Below are 16,517 nucleotides of genomic sequence, written 5' to 3' on the forward strand. Positions count from 1 at the left end.
GGCCGAGATGCCCGCGCTGAGCGGCTCGGTCACCGCCGGCTACACCGCGACGCTCACCGTCGAAGCGGAGCGAGACACCCCACAGCACCAGCCACAACCCGGCGGCGCCTCCGCTGGAGGAAGCGCCGCCGGGGTCGCGGGGCACGGTCAGGAGAAGGTGAACTCGCCGCCGTAGTCGCGGGTGTGGTCGCGGTAGATCGTGTGGTAATGGATCTGGTTCTGGATGACCACGCCGTCCTGGCAGACGAACTCGACCCAGACCGAGGGGCCGTCGATGCGGACGTAATCGGCGTGCTTGGTCAGCGTCGTCGTGCCGGACCAGCCGATGTACGTGTCGTCCAGCTCGGACTCGTACGCGGACATCAGTTCGGTCGCCGTGGCGTCGTCGGCGTTCGCGACCCAGGGCTTGATGGCGGCGAGGACCAGCTGCCTCTGCTCGTCGGAGAGCGCGCTGCCCTTGATGCCCTCCTTCTTCTCCGGGAACTGGCCGTCCTTGCCCGGTCCGAGCAGCACGTCGCTGAACGACTCGGAGATCTGGGCCTTCGCCGTCTCGTCGGTGCTGAGGCTGCCGAGCAGGGCGGACATCCCGCTCTTCATGTCATCGAGCGGCGCGTGCGCGGTGCCGTCGTCGTCGGTCCAGCTGGTCGGTTCGACACCGATGAAGAACGGGGAGGCGCTGACGACCTTCCCGTCCGTGTACGTCATGTCGACCGCGAGGTGGTGCCCGCCGAAGTGCAGCTGCCAGGTCCCGGTGCTGCTCGGCTCACCGAGGAAGGCCAGGTAGTACGACCCGCTGGAGTAGCTGAGCCCACCCGCCATGCCCGCGGCGGCACCGGACGGGATGGCCATCCCGGACGGCATCGCGCCACCGTCGGGCATGGCACCTCCACTGGGCATGGCGCCGCCGGGAGCACCCCCACTGGGCATGGCGCCGCCGGGAGCTCCACCGCCGCCGGGAGCTCCACCGCCGCCGGGAGCGCCACCGGTGCCGCTGCTCGCCTGGACGCTGTTCAGGCGGTCATCGGCGGCGAGGATCTCCTCGACCCGTGAGTAGCCGCTGCCGCTCTGGGTGCCGAGCGCGGTCTGCAGCACGCTCTTCGCCGCCGCCAGCTGCTCGGCGCTGAGGCTACCGAAGTCGATGCCGGGCCGGCACGACCCGCCGCAGGGCAGGTTGGACCAGGCGACCGCGTTCTCCTGGGTGTACTCCAGGCTGACCGTGGACTTCTGGTCATCACTCAGCGTGGCCAGGAATGCGGTCGCGGCCTCGACGACACCGGCGGTGGTCTTCGCGTACGTCGTGAGCGGCACGGCCGTGGCGGCGCCACTCGCGGTGTCGTCGCTCGCGCCGCTGCACCCGGCGACCGACAGCAGCAGCACGCTGGTGGCGATTCCGGTCAGGCCGAGCCAGCGACGGCGCCGGCCGACCGTACGGGAAAGGGCTTGGGGTTTCAAGAAACGTGCTCCTTACTAGGGTGCGGAACCACATATGTCCAGGCCAGCGCCCCGATCGCGGCCACGGTCAGCGCGATCAACATGCCCGTGGTGTGTGCACCGGCGCCGTCCGCGGCCGCGGCGACCGGGTTGTCCCAGCCGAGGCGTGCCAGAAGCCAGCCGCTCGCCGCGACGCCGGTGAGAGCAGCGCCGACGATCCGAAACCACGAGCCTTTCCGGGTACGCGCAATGCCGACGATCACCGGCAGTGCCAGGGCCACGAGGAGGAGCTGGACCAGCTCGATGCCGAGGTTGAACCCGAAGAGGCTGAGTGCGAGCCGTCCGGTGGAGAGCTGCATCTCGGCGAGCACGAAGGAGAACGCCATGCCGTGGCCGAGCCCGAAGAACCCGGCGACCGCGGCCTCGCGACCGGGGAAGATCGGCCGGATCGCGTGGACGGCGCCGACCAGGATGCTCGCCGCGATGAACGACTCCACCGGCCACGCCGGAATGTCGAGATGCGTGAACGCGCTGACGGCGAGCGCGACCGAGTGTCCGACGGTGAACGCCAGGGTGGTCCTGCCGATCCGGACGACGGCGGTGCGGGCTCCGGCGATCTCCCGCCAGCGCCCACCGGCGGCCAGCAGCGGTGCCGGGAGCAGCAGGATCAGCAGGAACAGCAGGTGGTCGGTGCCCTCCAGGATGTGGCTGCCGCCGAGCTCGACCATCGCCACGAACCCGGACCAGGTGCTGCCGTTCTCCAGGTTCACCTCGAGCGGCGCCACGGTCATCGTGCGGGTGTCGATCTGGATGGTGCCGACCTGGGTGGCGCTCTCGGCGTCCTCCGAGATCTGGCCGGTGGACCAGTCCTGCCGGACCGAGACGAGGACGGTGTGCGTGACGACCTGATGCACGACGACGTCATAGGCGAAGGTGAAATGCCGGATGTCCGCGCCCGAGGGCGGCGTGAGGACCACCGTCGCGTCGAGCTCCTGGTACGGCCCGGTCGACGTCTGCTCCGCCTCGGTGATCGACAGGGCGCCGACCGAAACCGACCAGGCGGCGCCGTCCGACGCCGGCGTGATGTGCGCGGCGAGATAGTCGCGGAGCGCATCCTGCTGCGTGGCGGCGTCCAGCTTGCTGGCCGTGGTCAGGTCGCCGAGCGGGATCTGCAGCTCGGCGGTGACCGACGTCTCGTGCACGTCGAGGAGGACGACGGAGTGCGGCATGGGATGCGCCGACGCCGGCGACGCCCCGAACAGCAGCAGCGCCGCTGTCACGGCGACCACGACTCCCACCAGATGTTTCACGAACGGAAGTGTTCCGTGGCGGCATGCCGGAGCGCGTCGTCCCCGCGCAGCGGATCCGGATACCGTCCGCGCGGTATCCGTCGGCCGGCTACTACCGGCGTGGTACGTCGATCGCGCCGCTGCCGTAGACGGCGAGGACCAGGGCCGCCCGGTCGCGGACGTCCAGCTTGGTCATCGCACGGTTCACGTGGGTCTTCGCGGTCAGCGGGGAGATGCCGAAGTGCCGGGCGATCTCGTCGTTGCTCATCCCGGTCGCGACCAGCAGCACCACCTCGCGCTCGCGGTCGGTGAGCGCGGCCAGATCGGGTGCCGGGCGGTGCTCGGGTACGGCCGGGGCGCTCGCGCGGGCCGCCAGCGCGGCCATCGCCTTGGGGGAGAGCATCGAGTGACCTCGGGCGACCGCCCGGATCGCGTCGATCAGGGTCTCCGGCCCCGCGTCCTTGCCGATGAAGCCGCGGGCACCGGCGGCCACCGCGGCCAGTACGTTGCCGCCGGTCTCGAAGGTGGTCAGCACCAGGACGCCGGCGCCGGGGGAGCCGCCCGGGTCCTCGGTGATCCGGCGGGTGGCCTCGATGCCGTCCACGCCGGGCATCCGCAGGTCCATCAGGACCACGTCGACGCCGCCGGCGCGGACCACGTCCACGGTCGCCGCGCCGTCGCCGGTCTCGCCGACCACGACGATGCCGGGCTCGGTCTCCAGGATGCCGCGCAGACCGACACGGATCAGCCGCTGGTCGTCGGCGATCAGGACGCGGATCTGCTCGGGGGTGGTCAAGGCGCGGCCTCCTCGTCGTACGCGTTCAGGGGCAACTCGGCGACGACCTCGAAGTCCGTCCCCCGCGGTGCGACGGTCAGTCGGCCACCGACTGCCCGTACGCGCTCCCGCATGCCCAGCAGACCGTATCCCGGCTCGGCCTCCCCGGTGACCGCCGGGACCGGATTCGACACCCGGATCACCAGATGCCGCTCCCGCACGTCCAGGCTCAGCCGGGTCTCGCCGGTGCCGTGCCGCCGGGCGTTGGTGAGCAACTCCTGGACCACCCGGTACGCGGTCACGCCGACCACGTCGGGCACCCGCCCGGGATCGCCGGAGCGCTCGACGGCCACCCGCATCCCGCCGCTGACCAGCGTCGCCACCAGCGGATCGAGGTCGGCCAGGCCCGGAGCGGGAGCACCGGCACCCTCGCTCCCCGGAACGGGCCCGCCAGCGCCCTCGCTGCCCGGTTCGCGCAGGATCCGCAGCATGCCGGCCATCTCCCGGAGCACGGTCTCGCTGGCCGTCTCCGCCTCGCGCAGCGCCTCCTCGGCCCGGCCCGGGTCGGTGTGCAGGACCCGGCGGGCCAGCCCGGTGTGCAGGCGGACCACCGCGACGTGGTGGCCGAGCACGTCGTGCAGGTCCCGGGCGATCCGCAGCTGCTCCTCGGCGACCCGGCGCCGCGCCTCCACCTCCCGGGTCTCCATCGCCCAGCGGGCCCGGTCCTCGATCGCGGCGATCCGCAGGTGCCGGACCCGGACGGCCGCGCCCAGCCCGGCGGCGGCGGTCGTCCAGAGGACCATGGTGGCGCCGATCGGCGCGAACCGGTCGGCCGGTTCGTAGAGCAGCGCGATGCCGAACACGTCGACGAAGGTCACCAGCCACGCGACCAGGGCGAGCCGCCCGCCGCGTGCGTAGACCAGGTTGAGCAGCGCCAGCTGGCACATCGCCGCGGTGCCGCCGGCCCACTGGTCGAAGACGCCGAGCAGGGTGGGCCCGCACAGGCAGATCAGCCACACGATCAGCGCGGCGCCGGGGCGTACCAGAAGCGCCAGCAGTGCCACGGCCTGCACGACGATCACACAGAGCGAGAGGTTGACACCGGTGTGACCGGGAGCGAACAGCGCGGACTCGGCCGCCACCCCGGCGATGCCCAGCCCGCACAGGGCGACGGCGATCCGGAACCCGGTGAACCCCTCCACCCTTGCGCACCCTAGACGATCAAGGGCGGACGGTGAGGCACTCCAGGGCCCGGGCGCGGTCGGGGAAGGTCTGGAACATGCCGTCCAGGCGCATCGTGTGCAGGACCGTCTGGACGAACCGGGACGGGGCCGCCAGCAGCAGGGCCGCGCCCCGGTGCCGGGCCTCCCGGTGCGCCCGGACCAGCAGGCCCAGCCCCGCCGAGTCGACGAAGCCCACGGCGGCCAGGTCCATCACCACGTTGCGGCCCGCGGTCGCGGCGGACATCACCACCGGGCGGACGGCGTCGGCGACCAGGCTGTCGAGATCGGTCAGCGGGGCGATCACGGTCGCGCGGAGCTCGTCGTGGCGGCGTACCTCGAAAGCTCCTGGATTTTGAATGATCTTCTCGTTCCGGGTCGCCCGGCGCTCGCGGGGGATGCTGATCGAGCAGGACGGGCAGCGGTGGGTGCCGCCGGCGAAGGGCGAACCGGTCCAGCCCAGCTCGTTCAGGTTGGGCCAGACCATGTCCTCGTCGTTCAGGACATCGGTGCTGTTCTCGGTACGCCCGCAGTTGTCGCAGATCAGCGTGACCACACCGGTGCCGTCACCGGTGACCGCGGTCACCGGAGACCACCGGGGCGCCGGTCGGCCGTCGACACCACCAGGGCGACGGCCCCGCCCGCGCAGAGCACCTGGAAGAGGACCTCGACCACGCTCGGGCCGTTCTGGGTGGCATCGCCGCCGAGGCGGGTCAGCACGGTGGCGAAGACCGAGGCACCCACCCCCACGCAGAGGGGTAGCCAGATCGGGGCGCCGCGTCCCCGGGTGGTGACGAAACGCCCGACGAGACCGGTGGCCAGACCGACGGTCACCGCGGTGACCAGGCTGATTGCCGTCATTTCGGAGGTCCTCTGCGATCGGATGGTGACATCGACCAGAATGCGCCGCGTGCTTGGCGGAACCGGCCCACGCTCATGACAATCACGTGACAAACCACTCGCCGGGGCCGACCGGCGGGCTCACCGCACCGGCGCGCGGCATCATGCGGGTATGACCGCCGTGCTGTTGATCGAGGATGACGACCGGATCCGCCTGTCCCTGGCCATGGCGCTGGAGGACGAGGGATACCAGGTGTACGCGGTCGCCAGCGCGGAGGAGGGCATCGCCGAGCAGCGCCGCCGGCCCGCGGACACCGTCCTGGTGGACCTGATGCTGCCGGGGATGGACGGGTACGAGTGCATCCGCCGGCTGCGCCGCGACGACGACGTGCCGATCGTGGTGGTCAGTGCGCGGGATGACACCCATGACATAGTGGCCGGGCTGGAGGCGGGCGCCGACGACTACGTGGTCAAGCCGGTCGCCGTGAAGGAGCTGGCGGCGCGACTCCGGGCCCTGCGGCGGCGCGCGCGGACGGTGGCGACACCCGTACCGGTGACGTCGGTGTTGACCTTCGGGGATCTGGAGATCAGGCCGGAGGCGGGGGAGGTCCGCCTGGACGGGGAGCCGGTCGCCGTGACGCGCACCGAGTTCCGGCTCCTCTGCGAGCTGGCCGATCACCCCGGCCTGGTCCTCTCCCGGCAGCAGTTGCTGCAGCGCGTCTGGGGGTACGAGTTCGGCGACGAGCGGGTCGTGGACGTGCACGTCGGGCGGCTGCGCCAGAAGATCGAGTCGGACACCGGGAAGCCGCGGCACCTGGTGACCGTCCGGGGCCTGGGATACAAGCTGCAGCTGTGAGGCCGATAGGACTGCGTACCCGGGTCAGCGCCGCTTTCGCGATCGGCGCGCTGCTGCTGTCCGCGTGTGTGACGGTGGTGTCATACGAGCTGATCCGGAACACGCTCTTCGCCGAGCGGGAGCGGACCGCGGTCCGGGCGACGTACTATGACGCGGCGATCGTCAGCTCGAGCCTGACCGTCACCGACCCGGACGTGGGCGAGATCCTGCGCACCCTCGACACCGGCGCCGACCGGTACGTGCTGCTGCAGCGCGGCGGGGAGTGGTATTCCCGCGGCGCCGACCCGGTCACCGACACCATCGTGCCGCAGGAGCTCCAGACGATGACCGCCGACGGGCAGGCCGGGGCGCAACGCCTGAGCCGCGACGGCCAGCCGGTCCTGATCGTCGGGGTGCCGCTGCCGGAGAGCATGACGTTCTACGAGATCGTGTCGTTGCGGGAGCTGGAACGTACGCTCCAACTGCTCGCCCTGGTCCTGACCGCCGTGGCGATCATGGTGGCGGCCGGCGGTGCCGCCGTGGGCTGGTACGTCACCCGGCACGCGCTGCGCCCGCTCACCGCCGTCGCCGACGCGGCCCGCGGGATCGCCACCGGTGACCTGGCCACCCGCCTCGACCCGGACACCGAACCCGACCTGGCCCTGCTCTCCGAGGCGTTCAACGACATGGCCGGGCAGCTGACCCGGCGCCTGGAACGCGACCGGCGCTTCGCCGCGGACGTCAGCCACGAGCTGCGGTCCCCGCTGCAGACCCTGGAGGCGGCGGCCAGCGTCCTGCAGCGGCGCAGCGACAGGCTCGACGAGCGGTCGGCGGCGGCGGTCTCGCTGATCACCGCCGAGGTGGCGCGGTTCCAGGCACTCGTCAACGACCTGCTGGAGTTGGCGCGCAGTGACCAGCCGGTGCGGCGCGAAGAGGTGGAGATCGAGGGGCTGATCCGGGGTGTCGTCCGCTCCCGGGGCCTGGACGAGGAGATCATCGAGATCGTGCCGGGGACGCCAGCGCTGTGGAGCGTGGACAAGCGCCGGGTGCAGCAGGCGCTCGGCAACCTGATCGACAACGCTTCACGGTACGGCGGTGGGCCGGTCTCCGTTCGGGCCGGCGGTCCTTCCGGAGGTCACTTCCTCGAGGTCGACGATGCCGGTCCGGGTGTCTCCCCGGAGCACCGGTCGACGATATTCGACCGTTTCGTTCGTGGTCCGGCGGCCAATGACCGGGGCGCGGGGGACGGGACCGGGCTCGGGCTGGCGATCGTCGCGGAGCACGCGGCGGCGCACGGCGGGAAGGCCGGGGTGACCGAGCGGCCGGGCGGCGGCGCGCGATTCCGGATCGATCTCCCGTGAAGCGGCTTCTCGCCCTCTCCGCCGCCCTGTTCCTCCCGGCCGCCCTGTTCCTCTCGGCCTGTGGCGTCTCCGTGCAGGGTGAACCGCACGAGGTGGAGCTGCCGCGACGGCCGCTGACCGCGCAGTCCGCGACGGCGTTCGGGTCCGGGGAGGTCGCGGAGGTGCTCTGCCTCATCCGCGATGGAAAGCTCGCCCAGACCGTACGGCGAGTCAGCGGGATGCCCACCGCGCAGCAGCAGCTGGGCGAACTCGTCTCCGGGCCGACCCCGGTGGAGCAGAACGCGGGGCTCTCCACCGCGCTGGCCGGGATGAGCCTGGAGGTGACCACGCCGACGGTGACCGCGGTGGTCGAGGTGACCGAGGCGGACAGCGGGAGCGGGCGGAACGACGAGGTGCTCGGGTACGGGCAGATCGTGTGCACGCTGACGTCCCGGGCGGACATCGGGTCGGTGTCGTTCACCCAGAGCGGGAAGTCGCTCCGGGTGCCGCGGGGCGACGGGTCGCTCTCGGACGCACCGCTGACCGCGGGGGACTACCGGGCGCTGCTGGCACCCTGATCCCCGCCTTTGTCATGCAACCGTCATGCTTCGGGGGAAGAGCCGCCACACGGCCGGGAGAGCGTGATCGGCATGTCACCATTCTGGGAGCCGACCGGCGACACCGACCAGGCCCTGGTCGCGCGTGCGGCCTGGGCGCTCCGCGACGATCCGCTGGTCCGTGGCGTCCGGCTGGAGATCCTGGTGCAGAACGGGGTCGTCATCCTGACCGGCGAGGTCGAATCGGCCGACGCCAGTCGCGCGGCGAGCCGGGCGGCGTGGGACGTGCCCGGGGTGCACGACGTCTGCAACCGGCTCCTGATCGCCGGTCTCGGTAAACCGCTGGCGTGGGAGTGGCCGGTTTGAATCAGGTCTCCGTCGTCCAGGTCACCGAGCCGCTGGAGGACGACGCCGTACCCCGGTGGGAGCAGTTGATCTTCGAAGTCGCCTCCCGGCGGCCGCGGGAGCTGGTGCTGGATCTGGCCGGCGCCGACCGCATCGACGAGAACGCCCTGGTCCTGCTGCTGCGCGTGAATCACCGGATGACCGTCGGCAATGGCCGGCTGGTGCTGCGCGGCCTGAACACCCAGATGCGGCGGACGCTGAGCTACGGCCGGGCGGATCGCGTCTTCGACATAGTCTGAACGCTAAACAGGGCGACGGTGACCGAACCGGTTCACCGTCGCCCTGGGTGCAAGAAGAAGTCTCACATCCGGGTATGGCGAAGCCGCCCCGGATACATGACAACGGTGTGACGTTTTGCCCGGCGTCCTTTGTTAGGTAACTGTCACGTCGTTGCGCGCTCGCCGTCGAACGCCGGAGCGACGGTGGAGGCATGACCAACCCCCTGATCCGGCTCGACCAGCACAACGGCGTCGCGGTGGTCGCCATCCGCGGCATGCTCGACGCGTCCGCCGTCCCGATGATCCGCGACGTCCTCGGCTGGGCCGTCACCCACCACGACGACGTGATCGTCAACCTCTCCGCGGCGACCGGCGCCGACCGCAACGGGGTGAGCGTGCTGCTCTCGTCGCTGGACCGGGCGCACAGCCGCGCCGTACGCCTGCGCTTGCGCAACCCGTCCCGGCAGCTCGTCGCCGACTTGCGCGCACTCCGGGCCGAGCACCTGCTCTCCTCGGTCTCGTCGCTCTCGGACGCCGCGGTCCGGATTCCCGACCAGCCCGGCGGCTTCTCCCTGCCGTCACGCGGCGAGGTGTTCCCGCTCGCGGGCTGAGGCGCCACTGGCTCCACCCTGTTACCGTGACGGGCCCCTCGTTACGGAGCGTGCATGAAGCCTGGTCCCCTGCTCGCCCTCATGGCGACCGGCGCCGTCACGCTCACGGTGGGTTATTCGGTACCGCCCACGCAATCGCATGGACACCCGAGCTCGCGCCGGGCACACTCCCGCAGGTGGGTACGACCGATGCCGACCTGACCTTGCGATACCTGGCCGACTGGGGTTTCACGCCGATCGGTCCCGACCGGTGGCGGTGGGACGGCACGTCTCCGGAGGAGGTGTCGGGCGAGGACATGGCCTTTGACACCGCGTACGCGATCACCATCGACGACGACCTGGATCCCGTACAGCGTGTGCGTACGGCGCTCGGGTTGCTGGACTTGACCGGCGCCTTCGATGTGCTCACCCATCTGAACGCCTACGTCCTGGACCACCCCGACCCGGCGGTCGCCGACGCCTTCTGGGCTGGCTTCCGCGACCGGATGGCGGTCCCTGAGCCGATCGAGCATCTGCGGCTGCACCTGAGGACGTACTGGTTCTGGGGACGCACCACCGCCAAGTCCGCCTTCAACGCCCTGCTTGGCGACGACGTGCGCCACCTCGTAGCGACCGGCCGCCTGTCCGAGCTGGCTACCGGATCGCCGCGTCTGCGCGCCCGCCACGTCCTGGAAGACTCGGGCACGGTCGACTGGGACGACAAGCGCGACGTCTACCGGGCCGCCGTGACCGTCGCGGCGCTGCGGCCAGCGGTTTTTCAGGCCTTACTGGGCTGTTATCACTCTGTATCCGGCAGTCTCGACCCGGCCGAGGCCCTGTCGCTGCTGGACAGCCTGCATCTGCCCGCCGAGACCGAACAGCTGCCCCAATTGTGTGCGGTCCTCCGCAAGGGCGTCGCGAACCACTACACGGACCCCACTGCCTGGCCGGAGTGACGCGAGGGCCGGGAGCCCTGCTGCTCTGGCAGGCGTCGCGTGAAGACCCGGTCCACTGAGGATGACACGGCTCACTATCCTGGACGCGCGATGTATCGATGATCATTCGCGGAAGGATGATGAGGTGCGGGTGCTGGTCGCTGACGACGAACGGGTGCTGGCGGACTCGGTCGGCGAGGGCCTGCGCCGACTGGCGTTGGCGGTCGACGTCGTCTACGACGGAACCGCCGCGCTGGACCGGGTGCTGACCAACCAGTACGAGGTGGCGGTGCTCGACCGGGACATGCCGGGGCTGACCGGCGACGCGGTGTGCCGGCACATCCTGGCCGCCGAACGCGACACCCGGGTGTTGCTGCTGACCGCCGCCGCCGGGATCCGTGACCGGGTCGAGGGGCTGAGCCTGGGCGCGGACGACTACCTGGTCAAGCCGTTCGCGCTCGCCGAGCTGGCGGCGCGGGTGCAGGCGCTGGGACGGCGGCCGGGCCGCGCGGTGCGGCCGGTGCTGGAGCACGCCGGCATCGTGATGGACACCGCCCGGCACTCGGTGACCCGCGACGGGCTGCCGCTGGCGCTCTCGCCCAAGGAGTTCGCCGTGCTCCGGGTGCTGCTGCGTGCCGGCGGGGCGGTGGTCAGCGCCGAGGAGCTGCTGGAGCAGGCGTGGGACGAGCACGCCGACGCGTTCACCAACTCGGTGCGGGTGGCGATGGTGTCGTTGCGCAAGAAGCTGGGCGACCCGCCGGTGATCCATACCCTGCCCCGCGTCGGCTACCGGCTCCGCGGCTGAGAGCGCGATCATGCGATTGCGCTCGCCGTTGCGGCGGATGGTGCTGATCACCATGATGGCGTTCGCCCTCGGATACCTCATGCCGGATCTCACCGGACGTGCGCTCGCCGTGTGGATGGAGGTGGGTGGCGCCTGCCCGGCGACCCCGGCGGACGGACCCGATCCGGCCGCTGCCGCCTCGTGGTGGTGCGACTCGCAGCCGACTGTCAGTACCTTGATCCGGATCGCCGCCTGGTCGGTTGTCGCGGTGGTCGCCGGGCTGCTGGTGCCGGCCGGCAGGTGGGCGATGCGGCCGCTGCGGGACGTTGCGGCCATCGTCAGTGGAATCGGCCCGAACAACCTGCGCCAGCGGATCACCGCGCCCCGTTTCGACCCCGAGATCGCGGTTCTGGCGCGGGAGGTCAACGGGATGCTGGACCGGGTGGCGGTCGGCTACGAGTCTCAGCAGCGCTTCGCGGCGGCCGCCTCGCACGAGCTGCGCACCCCGCTCGCCGTGCAGCGCACGCTGATCGAGGCCGGGCTGCTGGGCGAACCCAGTCCGGAGCGGTTCGAGCTGCTGGCCGAGCAGCTGTTGGTGTCCAACGAGCGCAACGTGCGGCTGATCGAGGCGCTGCTGGTGCTCAGCGAGAGCGATCGGGGCCCGGCGGCGAGCAGTCCGGTCCGGCTCGACCACGTCGTCGAGAAGGTACTGATCGAGCACCGGGCCAAGGCCGCGGAGGCCGGCGTCACGATCACCAGTGAGCTGCGGGATCGGGTCGTGGACGGCGAGCAGGTGCTGCTCGAACGCCTGGTCACCAACCTCGTGCAGAACGCGATCAAGTACAACCGGCCGGGCGGCACGATCGGCGTCACGGTGGGTGCCCGGCCCGCGCTGCGCGTCGTCAACACCGGCGACGACGTGCCGGCCGCGGCCACCGACGGGCTCTTCGAGCCCTTTCACCGCCTCGGCACGGAGCACATGTCGCGCGCCGACGGGATCGGTCTGGGATTGACGATCGTACGATCGATCGTCCGTGCCCACGACGGTGACGTCACCTGCCATTCGACCGGCCGCGACGGGCTCCGCTTCGACGTCATGCTGCCGGAGCATCGCCACACCCACTGAGATGTGGAAACCATTAGCACTTTCCTTACCGTCCCGGAATGACCTTCCCTGCATAGTTCCCGGCGTCCCACGACGAACCCTTCCGGGAGCCCTGCATGCGACGTCTACTCCTTCCTGTCGGCCTGGCCTGCACCACCGTTCTCGCCCTCGGCGCCTGCGGCACCGGCTCCGGTGGCGATGCCGGGGCCGGGGCCGGCACGACGACCGAGGCCGCCGACGCTGCGGATCAGCAGCAGAAGGCCGAGAACCTGCTGGCCGACTGCATGAAGAAGAAGGGCTTCCAGTACGTTCCCCGGGTCGATGCCGTAGCGTTCGGCTCGCCCACCGATCGGTTCGCCGGGCGGCGCTCGCTGCTGCAGACCGACGACGTCGTGCGGCCGTTGCGGCAGAAGTACGGATTCGGCATCGCCGCCAAGGACGTCTACCCGGACGACCCGACCGTGGCGACCCCGGACAGTGACCCGGCGGACAACCCGAACAACGCCATTCGGGACGGCTTGGACGAGGCCCAGCGCGCCGCCTACGACAAGGCGATGGGCGGCGACACCAAGGACTCCGACGGCGGTTGCGTGGTCCAGGTGTACGGCTCCGTGTTCGGTACCACCGATCTGAACGCCGAGCAGGCCTCGGACAAGTTGGCCTGGCGGCAGTTCAGCACCGACGAGGACGTGGTCGCGGCGGCCCGGAAGTACGGCGACTGCCTGCGCGGCAAGGGCTATCAGATCACCAGCAGCGCGCCCGGCACGGTGGAGCTGTTCATGATGGAGCAGGTCAGACCGATGGGGGCCGCGGCCGTCGGCGAGGAGACCGCGACGGCGTCCGGCGACCCGGAGGCCGCCCTGGCCGACGAGATCAAGAAGGCCGTCGACGACCTGGACTGCCGGGGCGGCTACGCCGACATCGTCCGCACCCGGTACCCGAAGATCGTCGACATCACCCAGGGCGTCGGCTGATGGTGCGGCTGTCACCTCGTTCCGGGCCGCCGCGGGTGGTGGCGGTCACGGCAATGCTGGCCCTGGCGGCGGGCACAGCCGGATGGGGGATCGGGTCCCGGGTGGCCTCGCCCGCCGACGCCGCGGCCGCCCGCCGGCCACCCACCGCCTCGCTGATCACCGTCGCGGTGGAGCGGCGCTCGCTGAGCGCGCTGGTGACCGCGCAGGCCTCGGTGACCTACCGCGAGGCGGTGCCGGTGACGCTGACCGGCTCGGTCGCGCCGGTGGACGGCGACCTGGCGGCCGGTCAGCTGGTCACCCGGGCGCCGGTCGCCGGTCGTACCCTCAAGGAAGGTGACGTGCTGCTGGAGGTGAGCGGCCGGCCGGTGTTCGTGCTGGCCGGGGACGTGCCGATGTACCGCACTCTGGTCGAGGGCAGCATCGGCGACGATGTCGAACAGTTGCGCTCGGCCATGCGGCGCCTGCTGCCCAGGGGTTCACGCCCGGCCGCCGACGGTGCGGCGGACGCGAGCCTGCTGGACGCGGTCGGCCGCTGGTATCGCCGTCGGGGCTTCGAACCGACCGGGATGCCCGCGGAGAAACAGGGCCGGTTGCGGGAACTGGAGCAGCGTGTGCGTACCTCAAGCGGGTCGGCCCGGGCCGCCGCGCAGGCCGCGCTGACCGCCTTCCTCAGGACCGACGGCGCCCGGATCTTCGCCGGTGAGATCGTCTTCCTGCCTCGGTTGCCGGTCCGGCTGGCCGCCGTGACGGCCAAGGCCGGCGCGGTGGCGGCCGGGGAGGTCGCCACCGTCGCCGACCCGGTGCTGGTGGTCACCGGCTCGGTCACCACCGAGGACGCCAAGCTGATCAAAACCGGGCAGAGAGCGACCCTGACCGCCACCTCGGGCACCACCTATCAGGCTCGGGTGACCAGCCTCGGCACCGCGGTGCGGTCCGGCAAGAAGGACGACCCGAACGCCGCGCTCGCGGTCCCGGTCCGGCTCAGCGCGACGACGAGTCTGAGCGGCCTGGCCGGGCAGTCGGTCCGTGCCGACATCACCGTGGGCGACACCGGCGACGCGGTCCTGTTGGTGCCGGTCGCGGCCGTCTTCGCCCGCGCGGACGGGCGGACGCACGTGAGCGTGGACGGGGCCGCGGCCGGCGTGCGGGACGTGCCGGTGACCACCGGGCTGACCGCCGGCGGATTCGTCGAGGTGACCCCGGAGAGCGGCGCGGACCTGGCCGAGGGCGACCGGGTCGTGGTGAGCGGCTCATGACCGAGGTCATCGGGCTTGCCGGCATCGGGCGATCATTTCCGGCCGACCCGCCGGTACACGCGCTCGCCGGCGTCGACCTGAGCATCCACCGTGGCGACTACGTCGCGGTGGTCGGGCCATCCGGCTCCGGCAAGTCGACGCTGCTCAACATCCTCGGCCTGCTGGACCGTCCGGACACCGGCTCCTACCGGCTGGAGGGCACCGAGACCCGCGAGCTGGGCGACCGGGAGCGGACCGCGCTGCGCGGCGCCCGGATCGGTTTCGTCTTCCAGTCCTTCCACCTGATGGACTACCGCGACGTCGAGGAGAACGTGATGCTCGGCGGCCTCTACACCGGACTGGGCCGCGCCGAACGCCGGCGGCGGGCGCACGCGGCGCTCGACCGGGTCGGGATGGGACACCGGCGCGGGTTCCGGCCGACCCGGCTCTCCGGCGGCGAACGGCAGCGGGTGGCGATCGCCCGCGCCCTGGTCGCCGAGCCGGCCCTGCTGCTCTGTGACGAGCCGACCGGCAACCTGGACAGCGTCACCACCGCGACCGTGCTCGACCTCTTCGACGAGCTGCGGACGAACGGCACCACGCTGCTGGTGATCACCCACGACGACACCGTGGCGGCCCGCGCTGGCCGGCGGATCCGGATGGGCGACGGACGGCTGTGGCCGATACCGTCGCCCGATCACGGCGGAGCCGGCGTCGACACGGCACGGGTGCCGACGTGATCCTCGGGGAGGCGCTCAGCGGCATCGGGTCCCGGCCGGCGCGCACCGCGCTGACCGTGCTCGGCACCGTGCTCGGGATCGGCACACTGGTCACCACGCTCGGGGTGGCCGCGACCGCCGGGAACCAGATCGCCGGCCGCTTCGACGCTGCCACCGCCACCGAGGTGACCGTCACCGTGCCCGCGACCGGTACCACGGACGACCCGCCACCGGTGCCGTGGACCTCGCTGACCGACCTGGCCCGGCTCAACGGCGTCACCGCGGTCACCGGCTACGCCCGGTCCCGCGACGGCGACACCCTGCCGGTTCGGGCCACCCCGCTGAACGACCCGGAGCGCGTCGCCACCCGGCAGCTGCCGGTGATCGGCACGGACACCGCGTTCCCGGCCGCCGCCCGGGCCGCGGTCGCCGCCGGCCGGTTCTTCGACCAGGGCCACCTGCTGCGCCGCGACCGGGTCGCGGTCCTCGGCCCACAGGCCGCCGCGCAGCTCGGACTGACCCGGGTCGAGAACCAGCCCGCGATCTTCGTCAAGGACCAGGCGTTCACCGTGATCGGCCTGCTCGCGCCCACCGGCCGCAGCGACGCGACCGAGCTGGACGACGCGGTCGTGCTGCCCTGGAGCACCGCCGAGGTGACCGTACGCGGCGGCCCGCTCACCACGGTCCTGGTGACGACCGCGCTCGGCGCCGCCCCGCTGATCGCCGAGCAGGCACCACTGGCCCTCACACCGAACGACCCGCTCGGCCCGCAGGTCACCGCCCCGCCCGACCCGGCCGCCCTTCGGACCGGAGTGGCCGGCGACCTCAACGGAATGCTGCTGGTCCTCGGACTGGTCTCGCTGGTGGTCGGCGCGCTCGGGATCGCCAACGTGACCCTGGTGACCGTTCTGGAACGTACCGCGGAGATCGGGTTGCGCCGGGCGCTGGGCGCGCGCCGCCGGCACATCGCCGCCCAGTTCCTCACCGAGTCGACGATCGTCGGCTCGCTCGGCGGGATCGTCGGGGTCAGCGGCGGCATCCTGGCCGTGGTGGCGATCAGCGTGGCCCGGGACTGGACCCCGGTGATCGACGGACGGCTGGCCGCGGCGGCCCCGGCGACCGGCGCCCTGCTGGGACTGCTGGCCGGGCTGTACCCGTCGATCCGGGCCGCCCGGATGCAGCCCGTCGACGCCCTGCGCGGCCCGGGATGACCCGCTCTCCCCAGGCCTCGCGCCGACAGCGGCAACAGGACGGTATCGGTCTCA

The 16,517-nt window shown here is 71.8% G+C and carries 19 protein-coding genes; 13 read left to right on the top strand and 6 right to left on the bottom strand.

Annotation, left to right across the window (positions count from 1 at the left end; genetic code table 11):
- Window positions 1–147: 147 nt before the first annotated feature.
- From AB0M08_RS41600 to AB0M08_RS41625, 6 genes are all read right to left on the bottom strand, one after another.
- Window positions 148–1,452: a DUF3500 domain-containing protein gene (locus AB0M08_RS41600; RefSeq protein WP_364505942.1), complete on the bottom strand. Its 1,305-nt coding sequence runs from the start codon at window positions 1,450–1,452 to the stop codon at window positions 148–150.
- Complete coding sequence (locus AB0M08_RS41605) at window positions 1,449–2,741, bottom strand: HupE/UreJ family protein (protein ID WP_364505944.1); 1,293 nt, start codon at window positions 2,739–2,741, stop codon at window positions 1,449–1,451. The genes AB0M08_RS41600 and AB0M08_RS41605 overlap by 4 nt, the downstream gene beginning before the upstream one ends.
- A gap of 91 nt (window positions 2,742–2,832) precedes the next feature.
- Window positions 2,833–3,516 carry a response regulator transcription factor gene (locus tag AB0M08_RS41610; RefSeq protein WP_364505946.1) on the bottom strand — a complete coding sequence of 228 codons (684 nt, stop codon included), beginning with the start codon at window positions 3,514–3,516 and terminating at the stop codon, window positions 2,833–2,835.
- Window positions 3,513–4,697 carry a histidine kinase gene (locus AB0M08_RS41615; protein ID WP_364505948.1) on the bottom strand — a complete coding sequence of 395 codons (1,185 nt, stop codon included), beginning with the start codon at window positions 4,695–4,697 and terminating at the stop codon, window positions 3,513–3,515. The genes AB0M08_RS41610 and AB0M08_RS41615 overlap by 4 nt, the downstream gene beginning before the upstream one ends.
- A gap of 19 nt (window positions 4,698–4,716) precedes the next feature.
- Window positions 4,717–5,301 carry an STAS domain-containing protein gene (locus AB0M08_RS41620; RefSeq protein ID WP_364505950.1) on the bottom strand — a complete coding sequence of 195 codons (585 nt, stop codon included), beginning with the start codon at window positions 5,299–5,301 and terminating at the stop codon, window positions 4,717–4,719.
- Window positions 5,298–5,576, bottom strand: coding sequence for a GlsB/YeaQ/YmgE family stress response membrane protein (locus AB0M08_RS41625; RefSeq protein ID WP_364505952.1), 279 nt, complete (start codon window positions 5,574–5,576; stop codon window positions 5,298–5,300). Before AB0M08_RS41625 ends, AB0M08_RS41620 begins: the two co-directional genes overlap by 4 nt.
- Before the next feature lie 151 nt (window positions 5,577–5,727).
- Between AB0M08_RS41625 and AB0M08_RS41630 the strand changes: the two genes are divergently transcribed.
- The 13 genes from AB0M08_RS41630 (at window position 5,728) to AB0M08_RS41690 (ending at window position 16,463) form a co-directional block, all read left to right on the top strand.
- Window positions 5,728–6,411 (top strand): response regulator transcription factor, encoded by a 684-nt coding sequence (locus tag AB0M08_RS41630; RefSeq protein WP_364505954.1) that lies wholly within the window; start codon window positions 5,728–5,730, stop codon window positions 6,409–6,411.
- Entirely contained in the window at window positions 6,408–7,751 is a 1,344-nt protein-coding gene (locus AB0M08_RS41635; protein ID WP_364505957.1) for a HAMP domain-containing sensor histidine kinase, read from the top strand. Before AB0M08_RS41630 ends, AB0M08_RS41635 begins: the two co-directional genes overlap by 4 nt.
- Window positions 7,748–8,308, top strand: coding sequence for a GerMN domain-containing protein (locus AB0M08_RS41640; protein ID WP_364505959.1), 561 nt, complete (start codon window positions 7,748–7,750; stop codon window positions 8,306–8,308). The genes AB0M08_RS41635 and AB0M08_RS41640 overlap by 4 nt, the downstream gene beginning before the upstream one ends.
- Window positions 8,309–8,380: 72 nt before the next feature.
- Complete coding sequence (locus AB0M08_RS41645) at window positions 8,381–8,653, top strand: BON domain-containing protein (protein ID WP_364505961.1); 273 nt, start codon at window positions 8,381–8,383, stop codon at window positions 8,651–8,653.
- Window positions 8,650–8,931, top strand: coding sequence for an STAS domain-containing protein (locus tag AB0M08_RS41650; protein ID WP_364505964.1), 282 nt, complete (start codon window positions 8,650–8,652; stop codon window positions 8,929–8,931). Before AB0M08_RS41645 ends, AB0M08_RS41650 begins: the two co-directional genes overlap by 4 nt.
- A gap of 191 nt (window positions 8,932–9,122) precedes the next feature.
- Window positions 9,123–9,521 carry an STAS domain-containing protein gene (locus AB0M08_RS41655; protein WP_364505967.1) on the top strand — a complete coding sequence of 133 codons (399 nt, stop codon included), beginning with the start codon at window positions 9,123–9,125 and terminating at the stop codon, window positions 9,519–9,521.
- Between the two features lie 176 nt (window positions 9,522–9,697).
- The gene (locus AB0M08_RS41660; RefSeq protein WP_364505970.1) at window positions 9,698–10,456 is read left to right on the top strand and encodes a hypothetical protein; all 759 of its coding nucleotides are present in this window, start codon (window positions 9,698–9,700) and stop codon (window positions 10,454–10,456) included.
- Between the two features lie 124 nt (window positions 10,457–10,580).
- Complete coding sequence (locus tag AB0M08_RS41665; protein WP_364505972.1) at window positions 10,581–11,240, top strand: response regulator transcription factor; 660 nt, start codon at window positions 10,581–10,583, stop codon at window positions 11,238–11,240.
- 10 nt (window positions 11,241–11,250) lie between these two features.
- Window positions 11,251–12,345, top strand: coding sequence for a HAMP domain-containing sensor histidine kinase (locus tag AB0M08_RS41670; protein WP_364505975.1), 1,095 nt, complete (start codon window positions 11,251–11,253; stop codon window positions 12,343–12,345).
- Window positions 12,346–12,440: 95 nt separating this feature from the next.
- Window positions 12,441–13,298, top strand: coding sequence for a hypothetical protein (locus AB0M08_RS41675; protein ID WP_364505978.1), 858 nt, complete (start codon window positions 12,441–12,443; stop codon window positions 13,296–13,298).
- Window positions 13,298–14,554 (top strand): hypothetical protein, encoded by a 1,257-nt coding sequence (locus AB0M08_RS41680; protein WP_364505981.1) that lies wholly within the window; start codon window positions 13,298–13,300, stop codon window positions 14,552–14,554. The genes AB0M08_RS41675 and AB0M08_RS41680 overlap by 1 nt, the downstream gene beginning before the upstream one ends.
- Window positions 14,551–15,273 carry an ABC transporter ATP-binding protein gene (locus AB0M08_RS41685; RefSeq protein ID WP_364505984.1) on the top strand — a complete coding sequence of 241 codons (723 nt, stop codon included), beginning with the start codon at window positions 14,551–14,553 and terminating at the stop codon, window positions 15,271–15,273. The genes AB0M08_RS41680 and AB0M08_RS41685 overlap by 4 nt, the downstream gene beginning before the upstream one ends.
- The gene (locus tag AB0M08_RS41690) at window positions 15,270–16,463 is read left to right on the top strand and encodes an ABC transporter permease (protein WP_364505987.1); all 1,194 of its coding nucleotides are present in this window, start codon (window positions 15,270–15,272) and stop codon (window positions 16,461–16,463) included. Before AB0M08_RS41685 ends, AB0M08_RS41690 begins: the two co-directional genes overlap by 4 nt.
- The last annotated feature ends 54 nt before the right edge of the window (window positions 16,464–16,517 follow it).

It is taken from the genome of Actinoplanes sp. NPDC051851 (assembly GCF_040681165.1).
Classification (GTDB): domain Bacteria; phylum Actinomycetota; class Actinomycetes; order Mycobacteriales; family Micromonosporaceae; genus Actinoplanes.